The organism is Halorussus limi, assembly GCF_023238205.1.
Taxonomy (GTDB): domain Archaea; phylum Halobacteriota; class Halobacteria; order Halobacteriales; family Haladaptataceae; genus Halorussus; species Halorussus limi.
Genome location: NZ_CP096659.1, coordinates 643,462 through 666,403 on the forward strand (window position 1 = coordinate 643,462; position 22,942 = coordinate 666,403).

The 22,942-nt window shown below is 67.7% G+C and carries 23 protein-coding genes and 1 pseudogene; 10 read left to right on the forward strand and 14 right to left on the reverse strand.

Translation table 11 applies throughout. The annotated features are described in order from the left end of the window. Position 1: 1 nt before the first annotated feature. The 8 genes from M0R89_RS03395 to M0R89_RS03430 form a co-directional block, all read right to left on the reverse strand. Positions 2-1,102 (reverse strand): PTS fructose transporter subunit IIC, encoded by a 1,101-nt coding sequence (locus M0R89_RS03395; protein ID WP_248651163.1) that lies wholly within the window; start codon positions 1,100-1,102, stop codon positions 2-4. Between the two features lie 74 nt (positions 1,103-1,176). Further along, positions 1,177-2,085: a 1-phosphofructokinase gene (gene pfkB, locus M0R89_RS03400; protein ID WP_248651164.1), complete on the reverse strand. Its 909-nt coding sequence runs from the start codon at positions 2,083-2,085 to the stop codon at positions 1,177-1,179. Next, positions 2,082-2,849, reverse strand: a complete 768-nt coding sequence (gene glpR / locus M0R89_RS03405; protein ID WP_248651165.1) for an HTH-type transcriptional regulator GlpR — start codon at positions 2,847-2,849, stop codon at positions 2,082-2,084. Before glpR ends, pfkB begins: the two co-directional genes overlap by 4 nt. 68 nt (positions 2,850-2,917) lie before the next feature. Beyond that, positions 2,918-3,103 carry a hypothetical protein gene (locus M0R89_RS03410; RefSeq protein ID WP_248651166.1) on the reverse strand — a complete coding sequence of 62 codons (186 nt, stop codon included), beginning with the start codon at positions 3,101-3,103 and terminating at the stop codon, positions 2,918-2,920. Beyond that, positions 3,100-4,242 (reverse strand): ABC transporter ATP-binding protein, encoded by a 1,143-nt coding sequence (locus M0R89_RS03415; RefSeq protein ID WP_248651167.1) that lies wholly within the window; start codon positions 4,240-4,242, stop codon positions 3,100-3,102. The genes M0R89_RS03410 and M0R89_RS03415 overlap by 4 nt, the downstream gene beginning before the upstream one ends. Before the next feature lie 33 nt (positions 4,243-4,275). Next, positions 4,276-5,196: a carbohydrate ABC transporter permease gene (locus tag M0R89_RS03420; protein WP_248651168.1), complete on the reverse strand. Its 921-nt coding sequence runs from the start codon at positions 5,194-5,196 to the stop codon at positions 4,276-4,278. Next, the gene (locus M0R89_RS03425; RefSeq protein ID WP_248651169.1) at positions 5,193-6,116 is read right to left on the reverse strand and encodes a carbohydrate ABC transporter permease; all 924 of its coding nucleotides are present in this window, start codon (positions 6,114-6,116) and stop codon (positions 5,193-5,195) included. Before M0R89_RS03425 ends, M0R89_RS03420 begins: the two co-directional genes overlap by 4 nt. A 31-nt stretch (positions 6,117-6,147) precedes the next feature. Next, on the reverse strand, positions 6,148-7,479 hold the full coding sequence (locus M0R89_RS03430; protein WP_248651170.1) for an extracellular solute-binding protein: 1,332 nt from the start codon (positions 7,477-7,479) through the stop codon (positions 6,148-6,150). A 264-nt stretch (positions 7,480-7,743) separates the two neighbouring features. On the opposite strand from M0R89_RS03430, the gene M0R89_RS03435 reads away from it, so the two are divergent. Further along, on the forward strand, positions 7,744-8,352 hold the full coding sequence (locus tag M0R89_RS03435) for an NUDIX hydrolase (RefSeq protein WP_248651171.1): 609 nt from the start codon (positions 7,744-7,746) through the stop codon (positions 8,350-8,352). 16 nt (positions 8,353-8,368) lie between these two features. Here M0R89_RS03435 and M0R89_RS03440 read toward each other — a convergent pair whose 3' ends face one another. Continuing rightward, positions 8,369-9,283, reverse strand: a complete 915-nt coding sequence (locus tag M0R89_RS03440) for a CPBP family intramembrane glutamic endopeptidase (protein ID WP_248651172.1) — start codon at positions 9,281-9,283, stop codon at positions 8,369-8,371. 151 nt (positions 9,284-9,434) lie between these two features. On the opposite strand from M0R89_RS03440, the gene tgtA reads away from it, so the two are divergent. The 4 genes from tgtA (at position 9,435) to M0R89_RS03460 (ending at position 14,558) form a co-directional block, all read left to right on the forward strand. Beyond that, positions 9,435-10,910: a tRNA guanosine(15) transglycosylase TgtA gene (tgtA, locus tag M0R89_RS03445; protein ID WP_248651173.1), complete on the forward strand. Its 1,476-nt coding sequence runs from the start codon at positions 9,435-9,437 to the stop codon at positions 10,908-10,910. 140 nt (positions 10,911-11,050) lie between these two features. Beyond that, complete coding sequence (locus M0R89_RS03450; protein ID WP_248651174.1) at positions 11,051-11,746, forward strand: helix-turn-helix domain-containing protein; 696 nt, start codon at positions 11,051-11,053, stop codon at positions 11,744-11,746. A 45-nt stretch (positions 11,747-11,791) separates the two neighbouring features. Continuing rightward, positions 11,792-13,543: an archaeosine synthase subunit alpha gene (arcS, locus tag M0R89_RS03455; RefSeq protein ID WP_248651175.1), complete on the forward strand. Its 1,752-nt coding sequence runs from the start codon at positions 11,792-11,794 to the stop codon at positions 13,541-13,543. 181 nt (positions 13,544-13,724) lie between these two features. Then, positions 13,725-14,558: a GNAT family N-acetyltransferase gene (locus M0R89_RS03460; protein ID WP_248651176.1), complete on the forward strand. Its 834-nt coding sequence runs from the start codon at positions 13,725-13,727 to the stop codon at positions 14,556-14,558. A 17-nt stretch (positions 14,559-14,575) separates the two neighbouring features. Here M0R89_RS03460 and M0R89_RS03465 read toward each other — a convergent pair whose 3' ends face one another. Both M0R89_RS03465 and M0R89_RS03470 read right to left on the reverse strand, forming a co-directional pair. Further along, on the reverse strand, positions 14,576-15,787 hold the full coding sequence (locus M0R89_RS03465; protein WP_248651177.1) for a hypothetical protein: 1,212 nt from the start codon (positions 15,785-15,787) through the stop codon (positions 14,576-14,578). Position 15,788: 1 nt separating this feature from the next. Next, positions 15,789-16,253: a MoaD/ThiS family protein gene (locus tag M0R89_RS03470; RefSeq protein WP_248651178.1), complete on the reverse strand. Its 465-nt coding sequence runs from the start codon at positions 16,251-16,253 to the stop codon at positions 15,789-15,791. 247 nt (positions 16,254-16,500) lie between these two features. On the opposite strand from M0R89_RS03470, the gene M0R89_RS03475 reads away from it, so the two are divergent. From M0R89_RS03475 to M0R89_RS03495, 5 genes and pseudogenes are all read left to right on the forward strand, one after another. After that, positions 16,501-16,881 (forward strand): DUF7971 family protein, encoded by a 381-nt coding sequence (locus tag M0R89_RS03475; protein WP_248651179.1) that lies wholly within the window; start codon positions 16,501-16,503, stop codon positions 16,879-16,881. Positions 16,882-16,885: 4 nt separating this feature from the next. Beyond that, on the forward strand, positions 16,886-17,410 hold the full coding sequence (locus M0R89_RS03480) for a hypothetical protein (RefSeq protein WP_248651180.1): 525 nt from the start codon (positions 16,886-16,888) through the stop codon (positions 17,408-17,410). A 33-nt stretch (positions 17,411-17,443) separates the two neighbouring features. Then, a pseudogene (locus M0R89_RS03485) lies at positions 17,444-17,710 on the forward strand (ubiquitin-like small modifier protein 1); the annotation flags it as partial. A gap of 69 nt (positions 17,711-17,779) precedes the next feature. Then, a complete protein-coding gene (locus tag M0R89_RS03490) occupies positions 17,780-18,049 on the forward strand; it encodes a MoaD-like domain-containing protein (protein WP_248651181.1) in 270 nt (89 codons plus the stop codon). A gap of 37 nt (positions 18,050-18,086) precedes the next feature. After that, entirely contained in the window at positions 18,087-18,479 is a 393-nt protein-coding gene (locus M0R89_RS03495) for a DUF8048 family protein (RefSeq protein ID WP_248651182.1), read from the forward strand. Between the two features lie 59 nt (positions 18,480-18,538). Here M0R89_RS03495 and M0R89_RS03500 read toward each other — a convergent pair whose 3' ends face one another. From M0R89_RS03500 to M0R89_RS03510, 3 genes are all read right to left on the reverse strand, one after another. Continuing rightward, complete coding sequence (locus M0R89_RS03500) at positions 18,539-19,864, reverse strand: trans-sulfuration enzyme family protein (RefSeq protein ID WP_248651183.1); 1,326 nt, start codon at positions 19,862-19,864, stop codon at positions 18,539-18,541. Between the two features lie 235 nt (positions 19,865-20,099). Beyond that, complete coding sequence (locus tag M0R89_RS03505) at positions 20,100-20,642, reverse strand: GNAT family N-acetyltransferase (protein WP_248651184.1); 543 nt, start codon at positions 20,640-20,642, stop codon at positions 20,100-20,102. Between the two features lie 101 nt (positions 20,643-20,743). Continuing rightward, positions 20,744-22,675, reverse strand: coding sequence for an aldehyde ferredoxin oxidoreductase family protein (locus M0R89_RS03510; RefSeq protein ID WP_248651185.1), 1,932 nt, complete (start codon positions 22,673-22,675; stop codon positions 20,744-20,746). Positions 22,676-22,942 lie beyond the last annotated feature (267 nt).

Here is a 22,942-nt window from a genome sequence, read left to right on the forward strand (position 1 = left end):
GTTACTCGCCCTGCGGAGTCCGCGGTGTATCAATCTTGGGTCGTCGAACCGTCTCGGTCGCGGCGGTGGTCGCCGCGCCGAGCGCGATGCACCCGAGGAATGCCAGCGGGTCGTTCGCCAGCGGGACGACGAGGAGACCGCCGTGGGGCGCCGGCATGGTGACGCCGAGCGCCATCGACGCGGCCCCGCCGACCGCGCCGCCGGCGACGCACGAGGGCGAGGACCGACCGGCGGTCCCGGTGGTGTAGGCGAGCGCGCCCTCGGTGACGAACGACAGTCCCGCGATGGTCGCCGCCCTCGTCTGGCCGGCGTCCACGTCGGAGTACCGACTCGGCGCGAGGAGGTGAGAGGCCGCGAGACCCAGCGGCGGGACCATTCCCGCGACCATGACCGCGGCCATCGGTCGGAAGAGGAGTTCCGGGAGGAGACCGACCGCGAAGACGTACGCGACCTTGTTGACGGGGCCGCCGAGGTCGAGCGCCATCATCGCGCCGAGGGTGCCGCCGACGAGGACGAGTACGGGCAGCGACGCCCCGCGGAGGAGCAACTCCACGTGGTTCATCGTCAGCGCGAGCGGAATGCCGAATGTCAGCACGACCGGCGCGAGGAGCGCGGTGACGCCGACCGGGACGACGAGGACCGGAAGTAGCGGCCGTATCGCCGCCGGCGCGTCCCACTCCGCGGCCTGCCGCGTCACCACCCCGGCGAGAAGACCGACGACCAGCGCACCGAGATACCCCGCCTGCGCGTCGCCGGTGTTCACGCCCAACAGCGTCCCGGTCGTCTGGACGAGGCGGGGGTCCTGAATCATGGCCGTGAGCGCGAACCCGGGCGCGAGGCCCGGCCGGTCGGCCACGGCGTACGCGACGAACCCGCCGAGGACGGGGACCATCGCGTTGAGCGCTATCGACCCGACGGTCACGGCGTACCACGGGAGCGTCCCGAGGTCGCCCCCGATGGTCGTCGACTGACCGAGAGTGTAGCCGACGGCCTGAAAGACGCCGGCTATCGTGACGAACGGAATCATGTAGGTGACGCCCGTCATCAGGTCGGCCCTGACGGACCGAAGCGTCCCCCGCTTCCCGACCGGTCCCTCGTCCATGCTACTGTCCCTCACATTCGAGTGAACGTTGAAAGCGTTTTTGAATTCGCTCGTTTCCGTTCGGTCGTACGCGGTCAGAGCGACCGGAGCGGGTTCGAGCGGGCCTCCTCGGCCACCGACGACAGCGACGGCACGGTGGTCCCCGGCGCTTCCACCACGCGGGAGGCCACCTCGACGCCGTACCGGAGCGTCTGGCCCGGCGACAGTCCGTCCTCGGTCGCCTTCAGCACGCCCGCGAGGAGCGCGTCGCCCGCGCCCGCCGTGTCGACCACGTCGGAGTCGGGGGCCTCCACGTACAACTCGTCGTCCTCGGTCACCAGAATCGCGCCGTCGGGACCGAGCGAGGCCACCACGCGCCGGAAGCCGTCCGCCCGGAGTTGGCGGGCCGCCGCGAGGCAGTCCTCGACAGTCTCGGTCGGCATCCCCGTCGCGGTCGCGAGTTCGGTGCGATTGGGCTTACAGCACGCGTAAGGGACTTCGAGGCGGTCGAGCAGTCCGCCTCCGACGTCCACGACGGTGTCCCACTCGCCCGCGTCCGCGATTCGGTCGATGGTCGCGGGACCGAGTCCGGGCGGGAGGCTCCCCGCGACGACCACCACCTCGGGGTCGTAGTCCGCTATCTTCTCGAGGACGGCCCGCTCGCTCCGGCGCTTCACGGGGTGGCCCGACTGGTTTATCTTGTACTCGCCGTCTTCGGAGAGTATCGTCGTGTTGAGTCGGGTACACCCCGACATCTCCACGAAGTCGTGGGGCACCTTCGTCCGGGAGAGTTGGCGCTCCACGAACTCGCCGAAGAGTCCGCCGAGGAGGCCGCTCGTCACGGTCTCGACGTCCAAGGCGTCGAGGTACTTCGAGACGTTGATGCCCTTTCCCCCGGCGTCGTACTGGTCGAGGGTCGTCCGGTTCACCTCGTCGGCTTCCAGCGGGCCGTCGAGTTTGATGGTGTGGTCGACGGCGGGGTTCAGCGTGACCGTCAGTATCATTCGCGTACCCCGTCGACCACGTCCACCGACGCCGCGTCGAACGCCTCGCGCATCTCCCCGTCGAGTTCGGCGTCGGTGATGACTAAGTCGACCGTCTCGATGTCGGCGAACTGGACGAAGCTCTTGCGCCCGAACTTCGTCTCGTCGGCCACCAGCACGACGCGCTGGGACTTCTCGCACATCAACTGCTTCATCCGGGCCTCGGCCTCGTTGGGCGTCGTGAGACCGGCGTCGGGGTCGACGGCGTTCGTCCCGAGGAACACCTGGTCGAAGTTCGTCCGCTCCAGAAACGACTCGCCGGTCGGTCCCACGAGCGCCCGGGTCTGCTGGCGGAGCGTCCCGCCGGTCAGTTTCACGTCGCGGCCGTTGTCGGCGAACTCCAGCGCGAGCATGGGCGAGTTCGTCGCCGCGATGAATCCCACGTCGCCGGGCGCCTGCTTGGCGACCTCCATCGTCGTCGTCCCCGAGTCGAAAAAGACCACTTGGTCGTCGTGGAACTCCCGGCGCGCGCGCGAGGCGATGGCGCGCTTGGCGTCCAGATTCTGGACGCCGCGCTGACTGTAGGACTGCTCGCTGGCGACGGTCCTGACCGGGAGCGCGCCACCGTGCGACCGCTCGACGAGACCCTCGTCTTCGAGGTCGCGGAGGTCCCGCCGGATGGTCGCCTTCGACACGTCGAGCATCTCGGCGAGTTCGGAGACGGAACAGCCGTCTCGCTCGGTCACGGTGTCGCGTATCTCTCGTTTGCGTTCGGCTGGAAGCATGCGTGGGCGTGTTCGCTATCCGCGTGGAGGTGTTCGGGACCCTTTTTGTTTTCGCTCGGTCGCGTCGGTCACTCGACCAGCAGGACGAACGCGAACGAGACGACGCCGCCGATTCCGGCGACGGTCGCGCCGCCGTAGACGCCCAGCGCGTAGTTCGCCGCGGCGATGGCGGTCAGGACCCCGCCGAGCGCCGACAGCACCGCGGTGGTCGCGCTCACGTTTTCGAGGGCCGCGCTCACGTTCCCGAGGGTCACGCTTCGCTTCCGCCCGCGATTGCGGTCGAATCGGAGTCGACCGCCGGTTCGTCCTCGGACGTGAAGTTCAGGCACTCGCCGGTCGCCGCGTCGAAGTAGTGGACCGACTCCCGGTCGAACTCGACGCTCACGCGGTCGTCCGACTCGACGGCGACGCCGGGGTCGACCGAGGCCTTGATGGTCTCGTCGCCCAGCGCGAGTTCGAGGACGGTCTTCTCGCCCTGCGGTTCCACGACGTTGACCGTCACGGGGATGCCGTCGGGCCGGAGCGTCACGTCCTCCGGCCGGACGCCGAGGACGACGCGTTCCCCGTCGTAGCCCTCGAGGGCGTCGTGGTACCCGGCGGGCACCTCGTGTTCGACGGGACCGATGTCGAGCAGGAACTCGCCGTCGTCCCGGCGCAGGTCGCCTTCGAGGAAGTTCATCGAGGGACTGCCGAGGAAGTCGGCGACGAACATGTTCCGGGGGTTCTCGTAGACGAACGTTGGCGGTCCGACCTGCTGAATCTCGCCGGCGTCCATCACCGCGATCTGGTCGCCGAGCGTCATCGCCTCGACTTGGTCGTGGGTGACGTACACCGTGGTGGTGTCGAGTTCGTCGTGGAGTTTGTTGAGTTCCGCCCGCATCTGGACGCGCAACTTGGCGTCCAGATTGGAGAGCGGTTCGTCCATCAGGAACACGTCGGGGTCCCGGACGATTGCTCGGCCGAGCGCCACCCGCTGTTGCTGACCGCCCGAGAGTTCCGAGGGGCGACGGTCGAGCAACTCCTCTATCTGGAGGAGTTGCGCCGCGTCGGCCACCCGCTCTTCGATTATCTCCTCGTCGGTGCCCTGCTGTTCGAGGCCGAACCGCATGTTCTCCTCGACCGACTTGTGCGGGTAGAGCGCGTAGTTCTGGAACACCATCGCGATGTCCCGCTCGTAGGCCCGCTTGTCGTTGACGACTTCGCCACCGATTTCGATGGTCCCGTCGGTGGCGCGTTCGAGGCCCGCGACGAGTCGGAGCGTCGTCGTCTTCCCGCATCCCGACGGTCCGACGAGGACCGTGAAACTCTCGTCCGGGATGTCGAGCGAGACGCCGTCGACCGCGACCACGTCGTCGAACTCCTTGACCAGTTCCTCGAGCGTTACTTCAGCCATCGATACCACCGTCGTCCGCCATGTGTTCCGAAATCATTCTTTGACAGCTCCTTGAGTCAGTCCGCTGACGATGTACCGCTGGAAGAACAGGCCGAACAGGATGCCCGGCAGGGCCGCTATCATCCCGCCGGCCGCGAGGTGCGCCCAGTCCACGAAGTCGTCGGCGACGAACAGGCTCACCGCGATGGGGAGCGTCTGGGCCTGTTCGGACGAGGTGAGGACGAGCGCGAAGACGAACTCGTTCCACGAGAAGATGAACGCCAGAATCGCCGTCGCGGCGATGCCCGGCTTGGCGACGGGGAGGATGATTTTCACGAACCCCTCCCACGTCGAACAGCCGTCGACCTTGGCCTGTTCGTCTAAGCTCTCGGGCACGCCGTCGAAGTAGTTCTTCATTATCCACACCGCGAACGGCAGGTTGAAGAACGTGTACGTCAGGATGAGCGCGATTCTGGTGTCGTAGAGGCTTCCCGTGATGCCGCCGATGAGCGGCGGCTGAGACATTATCTGGAAGAACGGGACGATGAGCGCGATGGGCGGAATCATGCGCGCCGCGATGATGCTAAGCAGCAGCGCCTTGTTGCCCATGAAGTCGTAGCGCGAGAACGTGTAGCCCGACAGCGTCCCGAGCGTCACCACGATGACCGTGGTGGTGCTGGCCACTATCAGGCTGTTGAGCGTGTACATCTCGAACGGTCGGTTGTTGAAGATGTCCACGTAGTTCTGAATCGTCGCGTCGTGCGGGAAGAACGTTATCGGGAGCGAGAGAACGTCCGAGGTGGGTTTGAAGCTCGTGATGAGGATGTAGTAGATGGGGAACCACACCACGAAGACGTACAACCCGAGCAGACCGTACGACACCAGTCGCTCGCGCACCACGCTCGGCCACTCGTTGTCCGTGTCGAGGCCGAGACTGTCCGTCAATCGGCCGAATCGAGACGTTTCGGTACTCATGATTCGTAGGGGGTTTCGCCGAATATCTTGTACAGCACGGCCACGATGCCGAACGTGACCGCCAGCATCACGACGCCGAGCGCCGCGCCTTCACCGGGCTTGTTGAACACCTGTGCCGTGCGGTAGAGCCACGACGCCCAGACTTCGGTCTCCGTGCCCGGTCCGCCCTGAGTCATGACCCAGACGAGGTCGAGGGCGCGGATGTCGAAGATGATGCGGATGGTGAGCGCGACGAGGATGGAGGGTTTGAGGAACGGATACGTGACGTTCCAAAAGCGCGACCATCGGCTCGCGCCGTCGACCTCCGCGGCGTCGTACAACTGCTCGGGCACGTTCTGGAGGCCGGCGAGCAGGATGATGATGATGAACGGGGTGAACACCCAGACGTCCGCGATTATCAGCGCCATCATCGCCAGCGTCCCGTCCGACAGGAACGCAATCTTGTTGCCGATGAGACCGGTCTGCATCAGGACGCCGTTGATGGCTCCGTACTGGGCCTGAAACATCCAGCGCCACATCAGCCCGCTCATCACGTACGGCAGAATCCACGGCACGATGACCGCCGTGCGAAGCCAGCCGCGACCCTTCAGGTCCTTGTTCAACAGGAGCGCGACGCCCAGTCCGAGCAGGAACGAGATGGAGACGCTGAACCCCACGTAGACGATGGTATGCCACGTGAACGAAACGAAGTTGGGGTTCAGAAGCGACCCGCCGTCGCCCAGCAGGAGCCGTCGGAAGTTCCGGAGTCCGACGAACTCCTTGGCGCCCGTGATGGGGTTCGTGAAGAACAGACTCGACCACAGGAGCTTCGCCGTCGGATAGACGATGATGCCGGCTATCCACAGTAGCGTCGGCCCGACCGTGAGCGGGACGAACAGCTTGTCCAGCCGTCGTCGTAGGGAGTGTTGTGATTCAGTCATCGTGTCGTATGAGGAAAACGGGTGGACGCGTTCACAGGACGCCGATGTCCTGGTAGAGTCCGACGATGTTGTCGCGTGCCGTCTTGAGCGCCTTCTCGGGGTCCTTGTCGCCGAGCAGCGCCGGGGTGATCTGGTTCGAGAGGAAGTTGTCAACCTGCGGCTGAGCGAGGTAGGTCTCGCTCTTGGCGTTTTCGAGGTTGAACTTCATGTCCTCGACGAGGTCGGCGGGGTACTTCTCCTTCACTTCGGAGGACTCGTACACCTCGGGAACCACCGACGGGTTGCCCTCGACGAGCATGTCCGTCTTGGACGACTCGGTCGTGGACATGAACTTCGCGAACTTCTTGGCGGCCTTCTTGCGCTTCGAGAACGCCGACACCGCGACGCCGTTCGCGTCTTGGAACGTGGCGCGCGAGGACGGACCCTTCGGGGGCTTGGCGCTCCCGAGGCGGCTCTCGTCCCAGCCCTCGGACCCCAGCACGCGGGAACCGAGCGGCGTCCACGACTCGACGGTGGCGAGGTTCCCGGCGATGAACGTGTCGCCGACGCCGCCCTCGCCCATGCTGGAGGTCCCGTCGGGGATGAGACCCTGCTCGCGCAGCGGGAGGAGGAAGTCGTTGAACACCTTCTTGCCGGTCTCGACGAACGTCGGCTTGTTGCTGTCGTCGAACAGCTGGCTCCCCGCCTGATAGAGGAACTGCTTGAACATGAACACGTCCTTGTTCGCCCACGTGAACCCGAACGCCGACCGGTTGCCCGAGCCGAGGTCCGAACCCATCTTCAGGACGTCGTCCCACGTGTCCGGCGGCGCGTCGTAGCCCGCCTGAGACAGCACTTTCTTGTCGTAGAGGTAGGTGCCCCACTTGCCGAGTTGGGGAGCCATGTACGTCTTGCCGTCGAAGGTGACGAGGCTCCGGAGGCTCTCGGGGAACTTGTTCATGTGAGCGTCCGGGAGGCCGAGCGGTTCGATCCAGCCCGCGTTCACGAAGTCGGCGAGCCACCACGTCGGCCCGTTGAACGCGTCTATCTGGCTGCTCTGGTTGCGCCAGTTGGTCGTGAGGCTCGTCTTGAGGTTGCTCCACGGGACCTCGTTGACTTCGACCTTGATGCCGGTCTCGTCCTGGAACCGCTGGATGTTCTTCTTGGTCCCGGGGTCGGAACTCAGTCCGCCGGAATTGTAGAACACGATTTTGTCGGCCATCTCGCCACCGGACATGGTGGTGCCGACGGTCGTGCCGCCGGAGCCGTCGGTCGTCGTCGCGTTCGAGTCGTTGTTGCCGCTACAGCCCGCGAGCGCGGCGACGCCGGTCGCACCGGCGGCGGTGATGAAGCGTCGTCTCGTCCGTGAACGGTTGTCTTCCATGGACATTCATAAACATACCCAGTGGTAACTTAAAATTTCCGCAAAAGCAGTCATCTTCAGTCAGTATCAATCACCCAAGGGTTCGGAGTTGACCGGATACGCGGACGAATCCGCGGAGAGTCCGGGAGAGTCGACGGTGCTCGGGAGAAACAAACAGAAACGAACATCGGACGAGAGCAAGACCAAACGGTCGCGCCCCGAGGACGACCGGCGCATCGTGCGCGAACGGTCGGGTTTTTCCGCTCCGCCAGCGAACGCCCGCGCATGTCCGACGACGCTCCATCGACCGACGACGACGCTCCACCGACCGACGACGACCCGGCAGACCCCCTCGCGTGGGAGACGCTCGACTCGGCGGTGGCGTACTCCTGTCCCGGGTTCGACGTGCGAAACGAGGCGGTCCGCCTCCCCGACGGCACCGAGACAGAGTTCGACTACCTCGACGAGTCCCCGAGCGTCGTCGTCCTCCCGTTCACGCCCGACGGCGACGTGGTCGTCATCGAGGAGTGGCGACAGGCCGTCCGGCGAGTGAACCGAAGCCTCCCGGTCGGCGGGATGGAACCGGAAGACGAGGACCGCGCGGCCGCGGCCCGCCGGGAACTCCGGGAAGAGACCGGCCACGAGGCCGACCGCGTGGAGTTCCTGACCAGCGTCGAACCCGCGAACGGCATCGCCAACGCGCTGCTCCACTTCTTCGTGGCCCGCGGGTGTACGCCGACCGCCGAACAGGAACTCGACCACAACGAGTCGATTCGGGTCGATACCACGACCGTCGAGGAGTTGCGCGAACATATCGCCGAGCGCGAAACGCGGGACGGTCGGACCACGCTCGGGTTGCTGTACTACGAGGCGTTCGGAACCGCGGAGGAGTAGCGGCTGTTTCGGGGCGTTACTCGGACTCCGACTTCGGAGTCTCCCTCGGGACCGCACTCCCGGTGGCGGCGGAACGACTCGACTCCCGGCGCCGAATCGCCGGCGTCAGGTCGGTGTCGAGCGCCCAGTAGCGATAGACCAACGCCGCTCCGAAGTAGACGACCGCGATACCGAACAGAAACGCGCCGAGCGCGCTCCCCGACCAATCCATCCAATCGACGACGAGCGGCCACGTGTCGCCGAGTCCGTGCAGGAAACCCACGAAGTAGAGGTTCCGCGTGGTCTCGTAGAGCACCCCGAACGCGACTCCCGAGGCCGCGCTCAGCGCCACGGCCGAGAGAGTTCCTCGCACGGACGCGCCGGCAACCAGCGCGCTCGGAACGTGTCCGAGGCCGAACACGAGGCTCGCGGTCAGGATTCCGAGTGCGACGCGAGTCCGGGTGTCGTCGCCGAGTAGCGCGACGACTTTCGTCTGGAAGTATCCCCGCATCGCGAACTCCTCGACCATCCCGACGGCGAGGAAGAAAAAGAGCAGCGTCGTCACTCGCGGTGCCGGAAGACCCGCGACGAGAACGGGCGTGGTCTCCCGGAGGAGGCCGAGACCCCACGGGTTACCGGTAACCGCGGCCGCTCCGACGCCGAGGAGGTTCAGCGCCACCCACACGCCGCCGAAGGCGACGACTGCCGGAGGGAGGTGGCGCGACGACAGTCCGAGGTCGGCGATTTCGACGTCCTCCCGCCGGAGTGCGACCAGAGCGATTCCCGCCAGTACGACGAACACGGAGACCCGGAACGCAAGCGTGACCGGACCCGACGCGTCGGACACGGCCCGCTTTACCGGCATCGCTCCCGTCAGGACTAGCGCGAACGCGACGACGAACCCGATAGCCGTCCGCGCTCCCCCGCGGAAGGTGAGCGTTCGACTCGGCATACCGGTACGTATCATTCATGACTCATATACGTTGTTCGACCTGTGTCGGCGAAGCGTCCGAGCGGAAGTGGAACGTCCGTGGAAAAACCGGTCGCTCCGAAACCGGAGGAGAACGCAATCCTTACCCCCGCTGTCCGGCTATCCCACCGCAATGACCAGAGACCACTTCGAGATACGCGACCAAGACGGACTCGGTCGCATCGGGGAACTGGACGTCCCCCGCGCGGGCGTCACCGTCGAGACGCCGGCGCTCCTGCCCGTCATCAACCCCCACGTTCGGACCGTCGAGCCCTCCCGACTCGAATCCGAGTTCGGCGCGGAGATTCTCATCACGAACTCCTACATCTTCTACGGGAGCGACGACTACCGCGAGGCGGCGCTGGACCGGGGCCTCCACGACGTGCTCGACTTCGACGGGGCCATCATGACCGACTCGGGGTCGTTCCAGTTGGCCGAGTACGGCGAAATCGACGTGACAACGCCCGAAATCCTTCAATTCCAGCACGAGGTGGGGAGCGACATCGGGACGCCAGTGGACATCCCGACGCCGCCGGACGTGCCCCGCGAGCAGGCCGAAGACGAGTTGGCGACCACCCAAGAGCGCCTCGAAGTCGCCGAAGGGGTCGAGGTCGGCGAGATGCTCGTCAACGCGCCCGTGCAGGGTTCGACCTACCCCGACCTGCGGGAGGCGGCGGGTCGCCACGCCGAGGCCTCCGACTTGGACGTGTTCCCGGTCGGTGCCGTGGTCCCCCTGATGAACGACTACCGATACGCCGAGATGGTGGACGTGGTCGCCGGAGCGAAGCGCGGCCTCGGCGCGGACGCGCCGGTCCACCTCTTCGGCGCGGGCCACCCGATGATGTTCGCGCTGGCGGTCGCGATGGGGTGCGACCTGTTCGACTCGGCGGCGTACGCTCTCTACGCCCGCGACGACCGCTACCTGACGGTCCGGGGCACCGAACAACTCGACGACCTCGACTACTTCCCCTGCTCGTGTCCGGTCTGCGCCGACCACACCCCGGCGGAACTGCGGCGCCTCGACGACCGCGAGCGCGAGGAACTGCTGGCCGAACACAACCTCCACGTCACGTTCCGCGAGATTCGGACCGTCAAGCAGGCCCTGCGGTCGGGGAACCTGCTCGAACTGGTCGAGACCCGCGCCCGCGCCCACCCCGCGATGCTCGACGGCTACCGGGCGCTGGTCTCCCACGCCGAGCAACTGGAGCGCGAGGACTCGGTGTCGAAAGGAGCCTTCTTCTACCTCTCGGGCGAGAGCGCCCGGCGGCCCGAGGTCGTCCGCCATCAGGACCGACTGGAACGGCTGAGTCTCGACGCCGGCGACCGGGTCCTGCTCACGGAGGGCGGGCCGAGCGACCGCTACGACGAGTCGTGGCGGGTCGTCGCCCCGTTCGGGCCGTTCCCCCGTCACCTCTCGGAGACCTACCCGCTGACCGCGGAGGTTCCCGAGCGCATGGACGCCGAGGGCTACCGGTCGGCCGCCGAGGGCGTCGCCCGCCTCGCGGCGTCGAACCCCGAGACGGAGTTCACGCTGGCCCACCACGACTGGCCCGAGAGCGCGCTGGCGCTGGTGCCCGAGGGCGTGGACGTGGCGGACCTCGCGGAGTGAACATCGGACTCCATTTTCCCGTACACTTCACGTCGGGTGAATAGCGTCTTCGGCGCGAGCGGACCGAATCGCCACGCGGTCCCGTCACTGGCAAGCAATCGGCTACAAGCACTATCCGTGCGTTCGTGGTACGCCATCGCATGAGCACCATCGCGCAACTGGCGATTCCGGCCGAGGAGTTCGCGCTCCGGGAGACGCTCCCGCGCGTCCCCGACGTGGCGGTCGAGGCCGAGCGCGTCGTCGCTCACGACGAGGGGCGGGTGATGCCGTTCGTGTGGGCCGCGGGCGAGGACTTGGACGCGTTCGAGGACGCGCTCGCCGACGACCCGTCGGTCGAGAACGAGCGGCGACTCACCGACCTGCCGGACGGCCGGTTCTACCAGATGGAGTGGGTCGAGTCGGTCGAGGTCCTGCTCCACTCGATGACCGAACACGGGGCCGCGGTGCTGAAGGCCCGCGGCCGCGACGACCGGTGGCACCTCCGCATCCTGTTCTCGGACAGGGCGGCGGTCTCCCAGACCCACGAGTTCTGTCGGGAGCGCGAACTCCGGGCCGACGTCGAGCAGATACACGAACTCGAAGGCCGGGACGACGGTGGCGGCCGGCACGGCCTGACGGCCGAACAGTACGAGGCGGTCACGACCGCGCTCGAAACCGGCTACTACGAGGTGCCCCGCGGGGCCTCCGCGCGCGACCTCGCCGAGCGACTCGACATCTCCCATCAGGCGCTCTCGGAGCGACTTCGCCGCGGCCACGGCAACCTCGTCGCCAACGCGCTGACCGTGGACGCGGTCCACGGCGATGAGACCGGTGAGAACGACCCCGACGGGGAGTAGGTCCGTCTCGCAAGATAGTTGCCCCTCGGCCCCCGAACCGGAGGTATGACCGACTACTTCGAGGTCCACGAGCGCGACGGCCCGGCGCGAATCGCCGAGTTGCGCCTCGCGGACCCCGTGACGACGCCCGCCATCGCGGACGACTTTCTCGCGGACGCCGGAAGCCTCTGGACCGCCGACCGGGAGGTTCCGGAGGGGAGCGACGACGAACTCACGATTCTGCCCCACCGCGGGTTCCCGAGCGGAACCGACGAGGAGGTTATGGACTCGTTCGCGGTCGAGTACCCCGACGTGGACTACCCGAGCGCCGCAGTGGTCGCGCCGGAGACCGCCGACGACTACGGCGCGGACGCCTACGTCGTCTCGGGCGCGCAGGGGTTCGTCGGCCACGGTGCCGGGTTCAGAGAGGCTATCGTCGAGACCCGCGAGTCCGTCCCGGCCGACAGCGCGCTCTACCTGCCCGGCGTCGCCACGCCGGCGAACGTCGCCACGCTGGTCTACGCTGGCGTTGATTTGGTGGACGCCGACCGCGCGGTGGTCGCGGGCACGCAGGGCGAGTACCTGACCAGCGAGGGACGCCACTTCCTCGAGGACCTCTCGGAACTCCCCTGCGCCTGCCCGGCCTGTCAGAAACCGGTCTCGGAGTTCACGCGCGAGGACTGCGCCGCCCACAACGAGAACGCCCTCCGGGCCGAACTCGGAATCGTCCGCGAGCGCATCCGGGCGGGCCGACTCCGCGACTACATCGAGGGACAGGCCCGCCACGACCAGTGGCTGACCGCGGCGTTCCGGGAGTTCGACCAGCAGTGGTCGTACCTCGAACAGCGCACGCCGCTCATCCGGGACACCGAACTCTCGGCGGCGACTGAGGACACCCTCCAGCGCGTCGAAATCAAGCGGTTCGCCGACCGGGTGACGACCCGCTACGAGAGTCGGTTCGACAACCCGCTGGTGCTGGTGCCCTGCTCGGCCGCCAAGCCCTACAGCGAGTCCCAGAGCCACGGCCAGTTCCACGACGCCATCCAGTTCCGGGGCCACACGGTGTCGATGACCTCGCCCATCGGCGTCGTCCCGCAGGAACTCGAACTGACCTACCCCGCCCAGCACTACGACTCGGTGGTGACGGGCCGGTGGTCCGAGGACGAGAAGCAGTTCGTCGCCGAAGTCCTGCGGCGCTACTTGGAGCGAAACGACTACCCCCGCGTCATCGCCCACGTCCCGCCGGAAGGGTATCGGGACGTGTGCGAGCGAGTCGAGGCGGAACTCGGCATGGACTTCGAGTACACCGTCTCCGACCACCCCACGACGACCGAATCGCTGGGCAACCTGATGCGGACGCTCGACGGCGAACTCAAGTACGGCAAGCGCGAGCGCCAGCACAACACGGTCCGGGCCATCGCCGACTACCAGTTCGGGGCGGGCGCGGGCGACGCCCTGTTCGACGAGATTCGGACCGAGGCCCGCTATCCGAAGCTCCGGGTCCACGACTCCGAGGGCGAGCAGTTGGCCGCGATGGTGCCCCAGTACGGCGTCCTGTCGTTTACCCTCGCGGGCGCTCGCCGGTGGGTCGAGTCGGACGCCCCGACCAAGCGCGTCGAAATCGACAGTTTCGCGCCCCACGGGAGCGTCCTCGCGCCGGGCGTCGTGGACGCCGACGACGACGTGCGCGTCGGCGACGAGGTAGTAATCGAGGGACCGAAGGCGTTCGCAATCGGCCGCGCCGAGATGTCCGGCCCGGAGATGGCCGAGAGCACGCGCGGTATCGCCACCACCGTCCGGCACGTCGAGGAGAAGTAGGCGAGACCTGTCCGAGACCGGTCGCCCGGACGGCGTTTCGAACGCCCAGAGAGACGGTTCGTACACCGACAGTTCGGTACGATTTTCACTCGCTTGCGGATAAATTCTCGCGCGTATCCGCTACATACGCCCGCTTACCGACTCAATAATCATGGTGGTCGGCGGCGTACCGGAGACCGATATGGCGACACCGCAACTGGAGTTCGAGACCGACGTGGCGAGTCGCATCTACCGGTACGTCGAACGCCACGGGTCGGCCACCCGCGAGGAGGTCCGCGACGAGGTCCGAGTCGAGGAGACCGACGGGGCCAAGCCGCCGCGGTCGGGGACCGAGTCGGCGGCCCGACTCTCGGTCGCGGAGTCGAACGAGTACATCGACGACCTGCTCGACTCGGGTCCGCTGACCGAGCGAGACGGTCGACTCTACGTCTCGCCCGACGTGGAGTCAGAGACCCACGAGACCGACGAGTTCGAGTACGTGATTCGGCCCGCCGACGAGGACGACCGCGAGGCGATCGCCGACCGAATCCGAGCGGTGGCCGACGAGGGAGCCATCGTCGTGGACGAGAGCGTCGCCGACGCCATAGAGCGGGACGGCGCGCTGATTCGACTCAACGAGCGCGAGTCGCGGATGTTCTTCGTGGCCGAGACGCGACCCGAGGGCGGGTCGGAGGACGCCGGCGGACGGTCCGAGAACGGCGAAATCGTCGGCTGGGTCCACGTTCAGGGGTTCGAACTTCCGGCCCGGAGCCACACCGCCGAACTCACGGTCGGGGTCACGCCCGAGTACCGCGAGCGGGGCATCGGCGGGACGCTCCTCGAACGCGGCATCGCGTGGGCCGCCGAGCAGGACTGCATCAAGGTGTATCAGAGCCTCCCGGCGACCAACGAGGCGGCCCTCGACATGCTCGACGAACACGGCTGGGAGCGCGAGGCGACCCGCGACGACCACTACGAGGTCGAGGGCAAACTCGTGGACGAGGTCCAGATGGCGAAGCGACTCGACGCCGAGTAGCGCGACCGGGCGGCGGGCTACCGCTCGGCGAAGACGCCGAGGACGAGACCCGCGAAGACGAGCGCTCCGGCGAGCGCGCTCGTCCGACCCGCGAGAACGGCGGGCGGTGAGTCCGCGAGCGCGCCGCCCAGTTCCGCCAGCAGGCCGACCGCGAGGAGCGCGACCGACGCGAGCGCCGACCGGTCCGAGGCGCCCGGAAAGCGCCCGACCGTCGGCGGGTAGAACTGGTAGGTCGCGCCGACGACGGTGAGCCCCAGAAAGCCGAGGACGTTGAGTCGGAGGTGGACCGCTGTCAGCGCCGGAGAGGCCGCGAGACTAGCGAACGCGAAGCCGAGACCGAGCGAGACGCCGCAGACGCCCGCCGCGGCCCCCGAGAGGACGGCGTAGAAGCCGACCCGGCGGCGCTCCGAGCGCGCGAACAGGAGCGCGTAGGCCAGCGCGAACCCGACCACGGCGAGCGCTTCGAGGGCGGCCCCGGCGCGAAAGAGCGGTTCCCGGTAGAGACCCGCGGCGAGGACCGCGGGACCGACCGCGCCCGCGGCGAGGACGACGCCGACCAGCGGTCGGGGCGGCGAGGCGACCAGAAAGCGGGGGAAGAGCCGAAACCCGACCGCGAATATCAGGAGCGCCGCGACGCCCGCCGCGAGCAGGTGGGCGGTCCGGGCCGCGGCCAGCGTCTCGAAGCCGGGGAGTCCGAGATAGCTCGCGAGCGTGGCGTAGCTTCCGACGGCGAGGTACGCGAGGACGACCGGAACGAAGGCGTTGGCGAGGCGGTCGACCCCGCGGCGGTGGGCGTTGGCGCCGCCGGTGCCGGTCTCGCGGCCGGTCGGGTTGTCGCGAACGGTCCACGCGAGCGCGGCGACGAAGACCGTCACGCCCGCGCTCCACGAGAGTGCGCCGAGCGTGCCGGCGAGTTCCGGGACGCCGGCGAGGGGCGCGGCCGCGAGACCCATCGCGCCGAGGACGGTCAGCGGGAAGTGGACCGCTGGCGCGCGAACGGGCGCGAGCGACCGGTCGAAGTACGACGGGACCAGCGAGTAGGCCTTCCCGAAGACGGCGTGGAGGACGAACCCGTAGACGGCGAGGACGACCCGGGTCCGGCGCGGGACGGCGACGGCGCTCGCGGCCCCGAGACCGTCGGCGAGCGCACCGACCTGCCACGCGACGAGGAAGACGGCGCTCGCGGCGACGAACCGCCGCGACCACCGCGTGACGACGCCCGCACCCATGTCAGCAACAGAAGATGAACGGGTAGAGCAGGCCGACTCGGTCGCCGTCTCGCAGGCGAGTGTCGAGTCCGGCGAGGTGTTCGTTGAACTGGCCGTCGACCAGCACGCGGGCGTAGGTCCGAGTCTGCTCGCCCTCGGGGTTCTTGCGCCACGTGCCGGGCAGGTCCTCGGGCGGGTCGGCCCACCCGCGGGTGGTCGCCTCGTCCTCCGTCTCGGCGAGGAGCAGGTCCTTCACGTCGTACTCGGCGAAGAAGGCGTCGAGGAACGCCCGGAGCGTGGCCCCCTCGAAGGTGTACTCCAGTCTCGACTCCCCGATAGCGGTTCTGACGTGGCCGGTACATCGGACCTCGACCGTGGTCTCGCGTTCGTCGGGAGTCGCGGCGGTAGTCTCGCGTTCGTCGGTGGTCTGCTCCGCGGGTTCGTTCCCCTCGCCGGTCGTCTCGGCGGTCCGTGCGTCGCTCTGCATGGGCGAGACTACGCGCTCTGGCGCGGAATAACTCGGTACGAACATGTTCGTTCGACTCGGCGGGTGAAGAATCTATAGCTGTCTCTAAGCCGTATTTAGGCACCGGAAACATAGATTCATAGTTCCCTGCGACGCGTGTACCGCGCCCGCTGCACGACCGACACCGAGTGCGCCGACCACCGAACCACGCCCGACAAGACCTCTCACCGACCGTAGCTATTTCAGCCGCGAAGGCAAAAGCCCGGACATGGACGAGATTTCGCTGACAGTTCCCGACGCCATCACCGAGTCGCTCCCCGCCGACGGCGAGGACGCCGCCCGCGACATGCATCGAGCGGTCGAAGGGTGGGAGAAGCGGCTCAACCGGGTCGTCGCCGAGGAGGACGACGAGGCCGCCGCCGGCGCGGTCGTGGACGCGCTCGAACGCTTCGAGGACCGGTGGGAGCAGTACGACGACTTCGTGGCCGAACTCCGGGCGTGGGGTCAGTCGCCCATCTACGCGATGGCGTGGCGCGACCTGATGGGGTCGCTGATGCGACAGCTCTACGATCACGAGGACCTCGGCGAGCGCATCGACCGCGAGCGCCACGCGCGCCTCGTGAGCGACGGCATCCGGCCGGGACGATAGAACGGTGAACGACGCCATGACCGACGACGACGCCGACGCGCTCGCTCGCGTCCGACGGGCGAAAGCCCGCCAACACAGCGACCGCTGGCTCGACGGCGGCGCGGTCGCGGCCGGTGCGGTCCTCGCGCTCGCTCCGCAGGTCGCCCCCGCGTTCGCGTTCGCCGTGGGCGTCCCCGACGCCGTCGTGACCGCGTTCGCGGCGGCGACGCTACTGGCGGTTCCGCTCGGCGCGTCCGTCGCGGGGTATCTCGGCGGAGCGGGCCGGGACTCCGGCGCGCGCCACGGCGCCGCGGCGGTGGCCGCCGCGACGCTCGGCGCGGACGCCACCGCGCTCCTGCTCGCACCCGACGCGGTGGCGGCGGTCCTCGGAGACGTCTCGGTTCCGCTCGCGCTGGTCGGGACCACGGCGGCCGGGGCGGCCCTCGGCACGCTCGCCGGCTCGGTCGGCGGTCGGCGTCGGAAGCGCGACCGCGCGACCCCTCGCGGGGGCGACCCGGGCGAGAGCGGTCGCGGGAGGCGCGACGCATGAGTATTTATGCTCGCGGGGTCCCAAGACGGTGACGTGACTCTCGAACTTCGCTTCTTCGCCAACTTCCGGGAGGCGGTCGGTCAGAAGACCGTCGAGCGCGAGTACCCCGACGGCACCACCGTCGGCGAGGTTCTCGCGGACCTGACAGACGAGTACGGTCTCGACGTGTTCGAGGACGGCGACCTCCGGCCCCAGTTGTCCATCATGAAGAACGGCACGGACGTGGTCCACATCGACGGCGCGGACACGCCGCTCGCCGACGGCGACACGCTGAGCGTCTTCCCGCCGGTCGCGGGCGGTGCGGGCGAGTCAGGGCGCGCGCCGGACGCGGACCGCGGCCGAAACCGCACGCCGGACGCAGGACGATAGATGCGCGTCGAGAAGTCCTATCGGGGCATCTCCGAGCGACTCGCTCGGCGGTACCTCTCGAACCTCGGCGGCGAGATAGCCGGCGGCGACCCGGAGGGCGACGGCGACGTGTTCGCCGACGAGTGGCGGGCCAGCGTCTCCTCGGAGAAGGTGAGCGTCGGTCCGTCCGTGACGCTGACCGAGGTCACGGTCGTCTTCGAGGGCGACGAAGACGCGCTCGACGGACTCGTCGAGAAGTTCTCCCAGAAGGCGATGCGGGCGGGCGGATGACCCCGGCGGAAGACGGGTCCGGCGACCGACCGCGACCATGACAGCCGACAATCCCATCGAAGGGCAGGTGTTGGTCCTCACGGCCGCGAAGGCCAGCGTGGGCGGCGAGCGCGTGCCCGACCTCGTCGCCGAGGCCCGCCGGGCGGTCGAACCCCGGGCCGACGAACTCCGCCGCCGGTACGAACGGGTCCACGCCGACGACGTGCGCCAGATTTTCCTCGCGCCCGACGGGTTCTGGGACGAGGTGGGCGACGAGCGCGGGTGGTCGCGCCGGGCCGCCGAGGCGGTCGCGCGCGCTCACGCCGAGCAACTCCTCCGGGTCGGCAAGCGCGAGGACCGCCGCGAGGAGTTCGAGACCGCTTTAGAGGTGCGCGAGGCGGTCGTCATCAGTAATACCGAAGGCGAGTCGGGAGACGACGGGGGCGACTGACGCGGGGCGCCCGAGCGAACGGCGCGGCGCGCTATCGACGCCGCTCGCGAGGGTCGCGCTCAGTCGCCGACCGGAGTTTCCGCCGCGTCCTCGGTCCCGGCCGCGTCGTCGCTCTCGGGCGTCTCGGCGTCGGCGCTCTCCGATTCGTCGGCGTCGTCGGCGTCCGCTATCGCCTCGAATCCGCGTTCCAAGTCCGCGACGAGGTCCTTCGGGTGTTCGACGCCCACCGAGACCCGGAGCAGCGTGTCGGTGATGCCGAGGTCCGCGCGCTCGTCGGCCGGGAGCGGCGAGTGGGTCATGCTCGCCGGGTGTTCTATCAGACTCTCGACCCCGCCCAGACTCACGGCGAGGGTGAACTCCTCCAGCGCCGCGACGAACCGCTCTACGTCCGCCAACTCGCCGTCTATCTGGAAGGAGAGGACGCCGCCGTGGCCGTCCATCTGGTCGTCGGCGAGGTCGTGCTGGGGGTGGCTCTCCAGACCGGGGTAGTGGACCGCCGAGACCGCCTCGTGGGCGTCGAGGTAGGCCGCGACCTCCGCGGCGTTGGTTTCGTGCTGGCGCATGCGGAGCGGGAGGGTCTTCAGGCCGCGCAGGACCATGTAGGCGTCGAACGGCGCCATCACGTTGCCCATTCCGACCTGCTGGAGGAAGCCGATTTCCCGAGCGTACTCGTCGTTCGAGAGGACGGCCACGCCGCCCAGAGAGTCGCTGTGGCCGTTGATGTACTTCGTGGTGCTGTGGACCACCACGTCCGCGCCGAGTTCCAGCGGACGCTGGAAGTACGGTCCCATGAAGGTGTTGTCCACCCCGAGCAGCGCGTCGCACTCGTCCGCAATTTCGGCCATCTCCTCGATGTCACAGAGCCTGAGAAGCGGGTTCGTCGGCGTCTCCATCCAGAGCAGGGCGGTCTCGTCGGTCGCGGCGGCCCGGACCGCCTCGGGGTCGGTCGCGTCCACGAAATCGACGGCGACGTTCAACTTGTCGCGGAACAGTTCCTTCAGCATCGTGTTGGTCCCGCCGTAGAGGTCCTCGAAGGCGACGACGTGGTCGCCGGGTTCGACAACGGCCATTACGGTCGAGACGATGGCGCTGGTGCCCGACGCGAACGCCATCGCGTGGTCGCCGCCCTCCAGCGCCGCGACCCGCTTCTCGACGGCGTGGCGAGTCGGATTCGAGAGGCGGGTGTAGAGGAACTCGTCGGCGTCGGGGTCCAAATCTTCGAGCGCGGTGTCCATGTCGATGCCCTCGACCGCGTAGGTCGAAGCGAGGTGAATCGGCGAGGTCACGTCGCCCATCCCGCCCGAGAGGTCGGGTTCCTCGCCGTAGGTCACCGAGAGCGTCTCGAACCGCCTGTCGTCGGCCTCAGTCGATTTTTCGGAGGACATACACAACTATCGGACCTCCGACGCAGAGCCACATCATTGCTTCGACCGTATAATGCGCCGAAAGAATGTATCTACACGAAAAATAACCGGTGCGAATACCGGCAGAAATTGCTGCGCTCGCGGCGGAAATTTCATCGGCGTGCAAGACCGGACGGAACGGATTCCGGCCGCGGCGCGACGGTGCGCGTTCGCGTCGGCGCGCGCCGGAGTGACGCAGCGCCCGCGACGGAGTCGGTCAGTGCGCCTTCGCGTATACGTTCTCGGTGCGGGTGGTCCCGTCGAGTTGGGTCTCTGCCTCGTCGGTCTTCTCGAAACCGTGGGACTCGTAGAAGGCGTTGCCCATCTCGTTGTCGGCCAGCACCATCGCCTGCACCCGCTCTGCGCCCATCTCGGTGAGTCGGTCCTCCATGGCCTCCAACAGGGCGGTCCCGATGCCCTCGTGCCAGCGGTCGGGGTGGACGTAGAGTCGCAGGATGTCGCCCTCGCCGTCGTCGGTCGCTCCGTGCGCGAACCCGACGATTTCGCCGACTCGCGGTTCGCTCCGCTCTCCGCTGGCGTCTTCCGAGGCGCTCTGGGCCTCGCTCTCGTCGGTCGCCACCAGACACACCTGCTCGTCGTCGCCGACGATTCGGGTCATCGTCTCGTCGGCGTACCACGCCGCGACGGCGTCCTCCACGACGGATTCGGGCACCGCGTCGGCGTACGCGCTCCGCCACGATTCGCGGGCGACCGACCGGATAGTCGGGATGTCGTTCTCGGTGGCCTCTCGAATTTCCATGGTCGGTGTTAGCGCAGAACGCGGTTAGCCGTGACGGTCGGGTTCACCGGCCGTCGTGGCTGAACGAGAAGAGGAAAGCCGTGCGACAGGAGAGAGGGCGTTCAGTCGTCGCCCGAGACCGCCGCACCGCCGCCGCTCACGCCGGTTCCCGGACCGACGTCGATGCCGAGTTCGTCGAGTTTCTCGTCGGGCACGACGCCGTCCTCCCATCCGCGGACCTCGTAGTACTCGTCTTTGAGTTGGTCGAGTTCCACGAGTTGGCCCTCGGAACCGCCCTCTCCCGGAATCGCCTTGGGGTCGCCCTCGACGAAGCGGGCGGGCAGGTCGTCGTCGCTCCCGTCGAAGCCGACGAGGTTGTTGTAGTAGCGTTCGAGGTTGTAGATGCGCTCGCCGGCCTCCATGAGTTCCTCCTCGGAGAAGTCCAGTCCCGTCATGCCGTTGAACTGGAGGACGTACTCCTCGATTCCCTCCGCGAAGGCGTTGAACTTGCAGATGTCGAACGAGTCGCTGATGGCGTGGAGGTCTTGGAAGGTGGCGCAGAGTTCGCCCTTCCCCTCGGGTTCGCTCGGGTCGACCTTGGTCGGGATGCCCAGAATCTCGGCCGAGGGCGTGTACCCCCGGAGGTGGCAGGCCCCGCGGTTCGAGGTGGCGTAGCCGATGGCCATCCCCTTCATCGCCCGCGGGTCGTAGGCCGCCATCGTCTGGCCCTTCACGTCCAGCGACATGTCGGGGTCGCCGAGTTCCTCGGCGGCGCGCATCGCGCCCTCCGCCAGCAGGTCCGCGAGGTCGTCTTCGCGGTTGGCGACGCGCTCTATCATCTCTATCATTGTGTCGGCGTCGCCCCAGTCGAGGCCCTCGTCGAGGTGGCCCTCCTCGCTGGCCTCCATCGCCATCGCCATCGTGTTGCCCATGTCGATGGTGTCCACCCCGAGGTCGTTGCACCGGTCTATCATCATCGCGACCTTGTCGCGGTCGTCGTTCATCGAGTTCGGGCCGAGCGCCCACGCCGACTCGTACTCGTAGGACTCCATCCGGACGTTGTGGTCCTCGCCCTTGTGGTGGACCTGCACCTCGACCTCCTTCTTGCACGCGACCGGGCAGGAGTGGCAGGTCGGTTCGTCCACGAGGATGTTCTCCCGGACGTTCTCGCCGGAGACGTTCTCGGCGTCGATGTTGGGTTCCGAGTCGTCGGCCTCCGCCTCGCTGTGGGTGCTGGTGTGCTGGGCGTTGCGAGTCGGCAGGCCGTCCATCTCCTCTGTCAGGTTCATCAGGACGTTGGTGCCGTACATCGAGAGACCGCCCTCGTTCGGCGCGGTCACGTCCGACTCCTGAATCACCTGCATCGCCTGCTTGTGGCCCTCCTGGAAGGTCTCCTTGTCTGCGGGCTTGGGCATCTTGGTCGAGGACTTGACGACGACGGCCTTGAGGTTCTTTGACCCCATCACTGCGCCGGTGCCGCCCCGTCCCGAGGCCCTGTCGTCCTCGTTCATGATGCAGGCGTACCGGACCTGGTTCTCGCCGCCGGGGCCGATGGCCATCACCGAGAGGTTCTTGCCGACCTCGCCGTCGACCTCGTCGCCGAGTTCCTCGATGGTGTCGTGGACGCCCCAACCCCAGACGTGGGAGGCGTCACGCAACTCGACCTCGCCGTCCTCCACGACGGCGTAGACCGGGTCTTCGGCCTCGCCCTCGAACAGCAGGCCGTCGAACCCGGCCCACTTGAGTCGCGCGCCCGACCATCCGCCGTGGTGGGAGTCGGTGACGGTGTTCGTGAGCGGCGACTTGGTGCACACCGCGATGCGCCCGCTCATCACGGTCTGAGTCCCCGTCAGCGGGCCGTTCATGAACGCCAGCAGGTTGTCGGGACCGAGTGGGTCCACGTCCGGCCCTTGGTCGAAGACGTACTTCGCGCCGAGTCCGCGCGCGCCGATGTACTTCCGGGCATCCTCGTCGTCGATGCCCTCGTAGTCTACCGCTTCGTCGCTCAGGTCGATTCGGGCGACGTGGTCTTGGTATCCGCCGAGGTCAGTCATAGTAACGGTCTATCATTGTATTAGGCCGCAAGCGTGTTAGTGATTGCCTCGGGGACGTAACCAAATATGGTTACGAAAGCCGCCCCGACGGCTCGTCGGACTCGTCGTCCGAGCGCAGACGCCGGTACAGTTCGAGAACCGTCTCGACGAGCGAGAGGACAATTTCGAGTATTGCACCGAGCACGTGGTGTAGGTACGACGAGTGGGAATTTAAGCGGCGATGTCGGTCACGGGGTCGGAGTCCGAACCGGTACGCAACGACTCGCC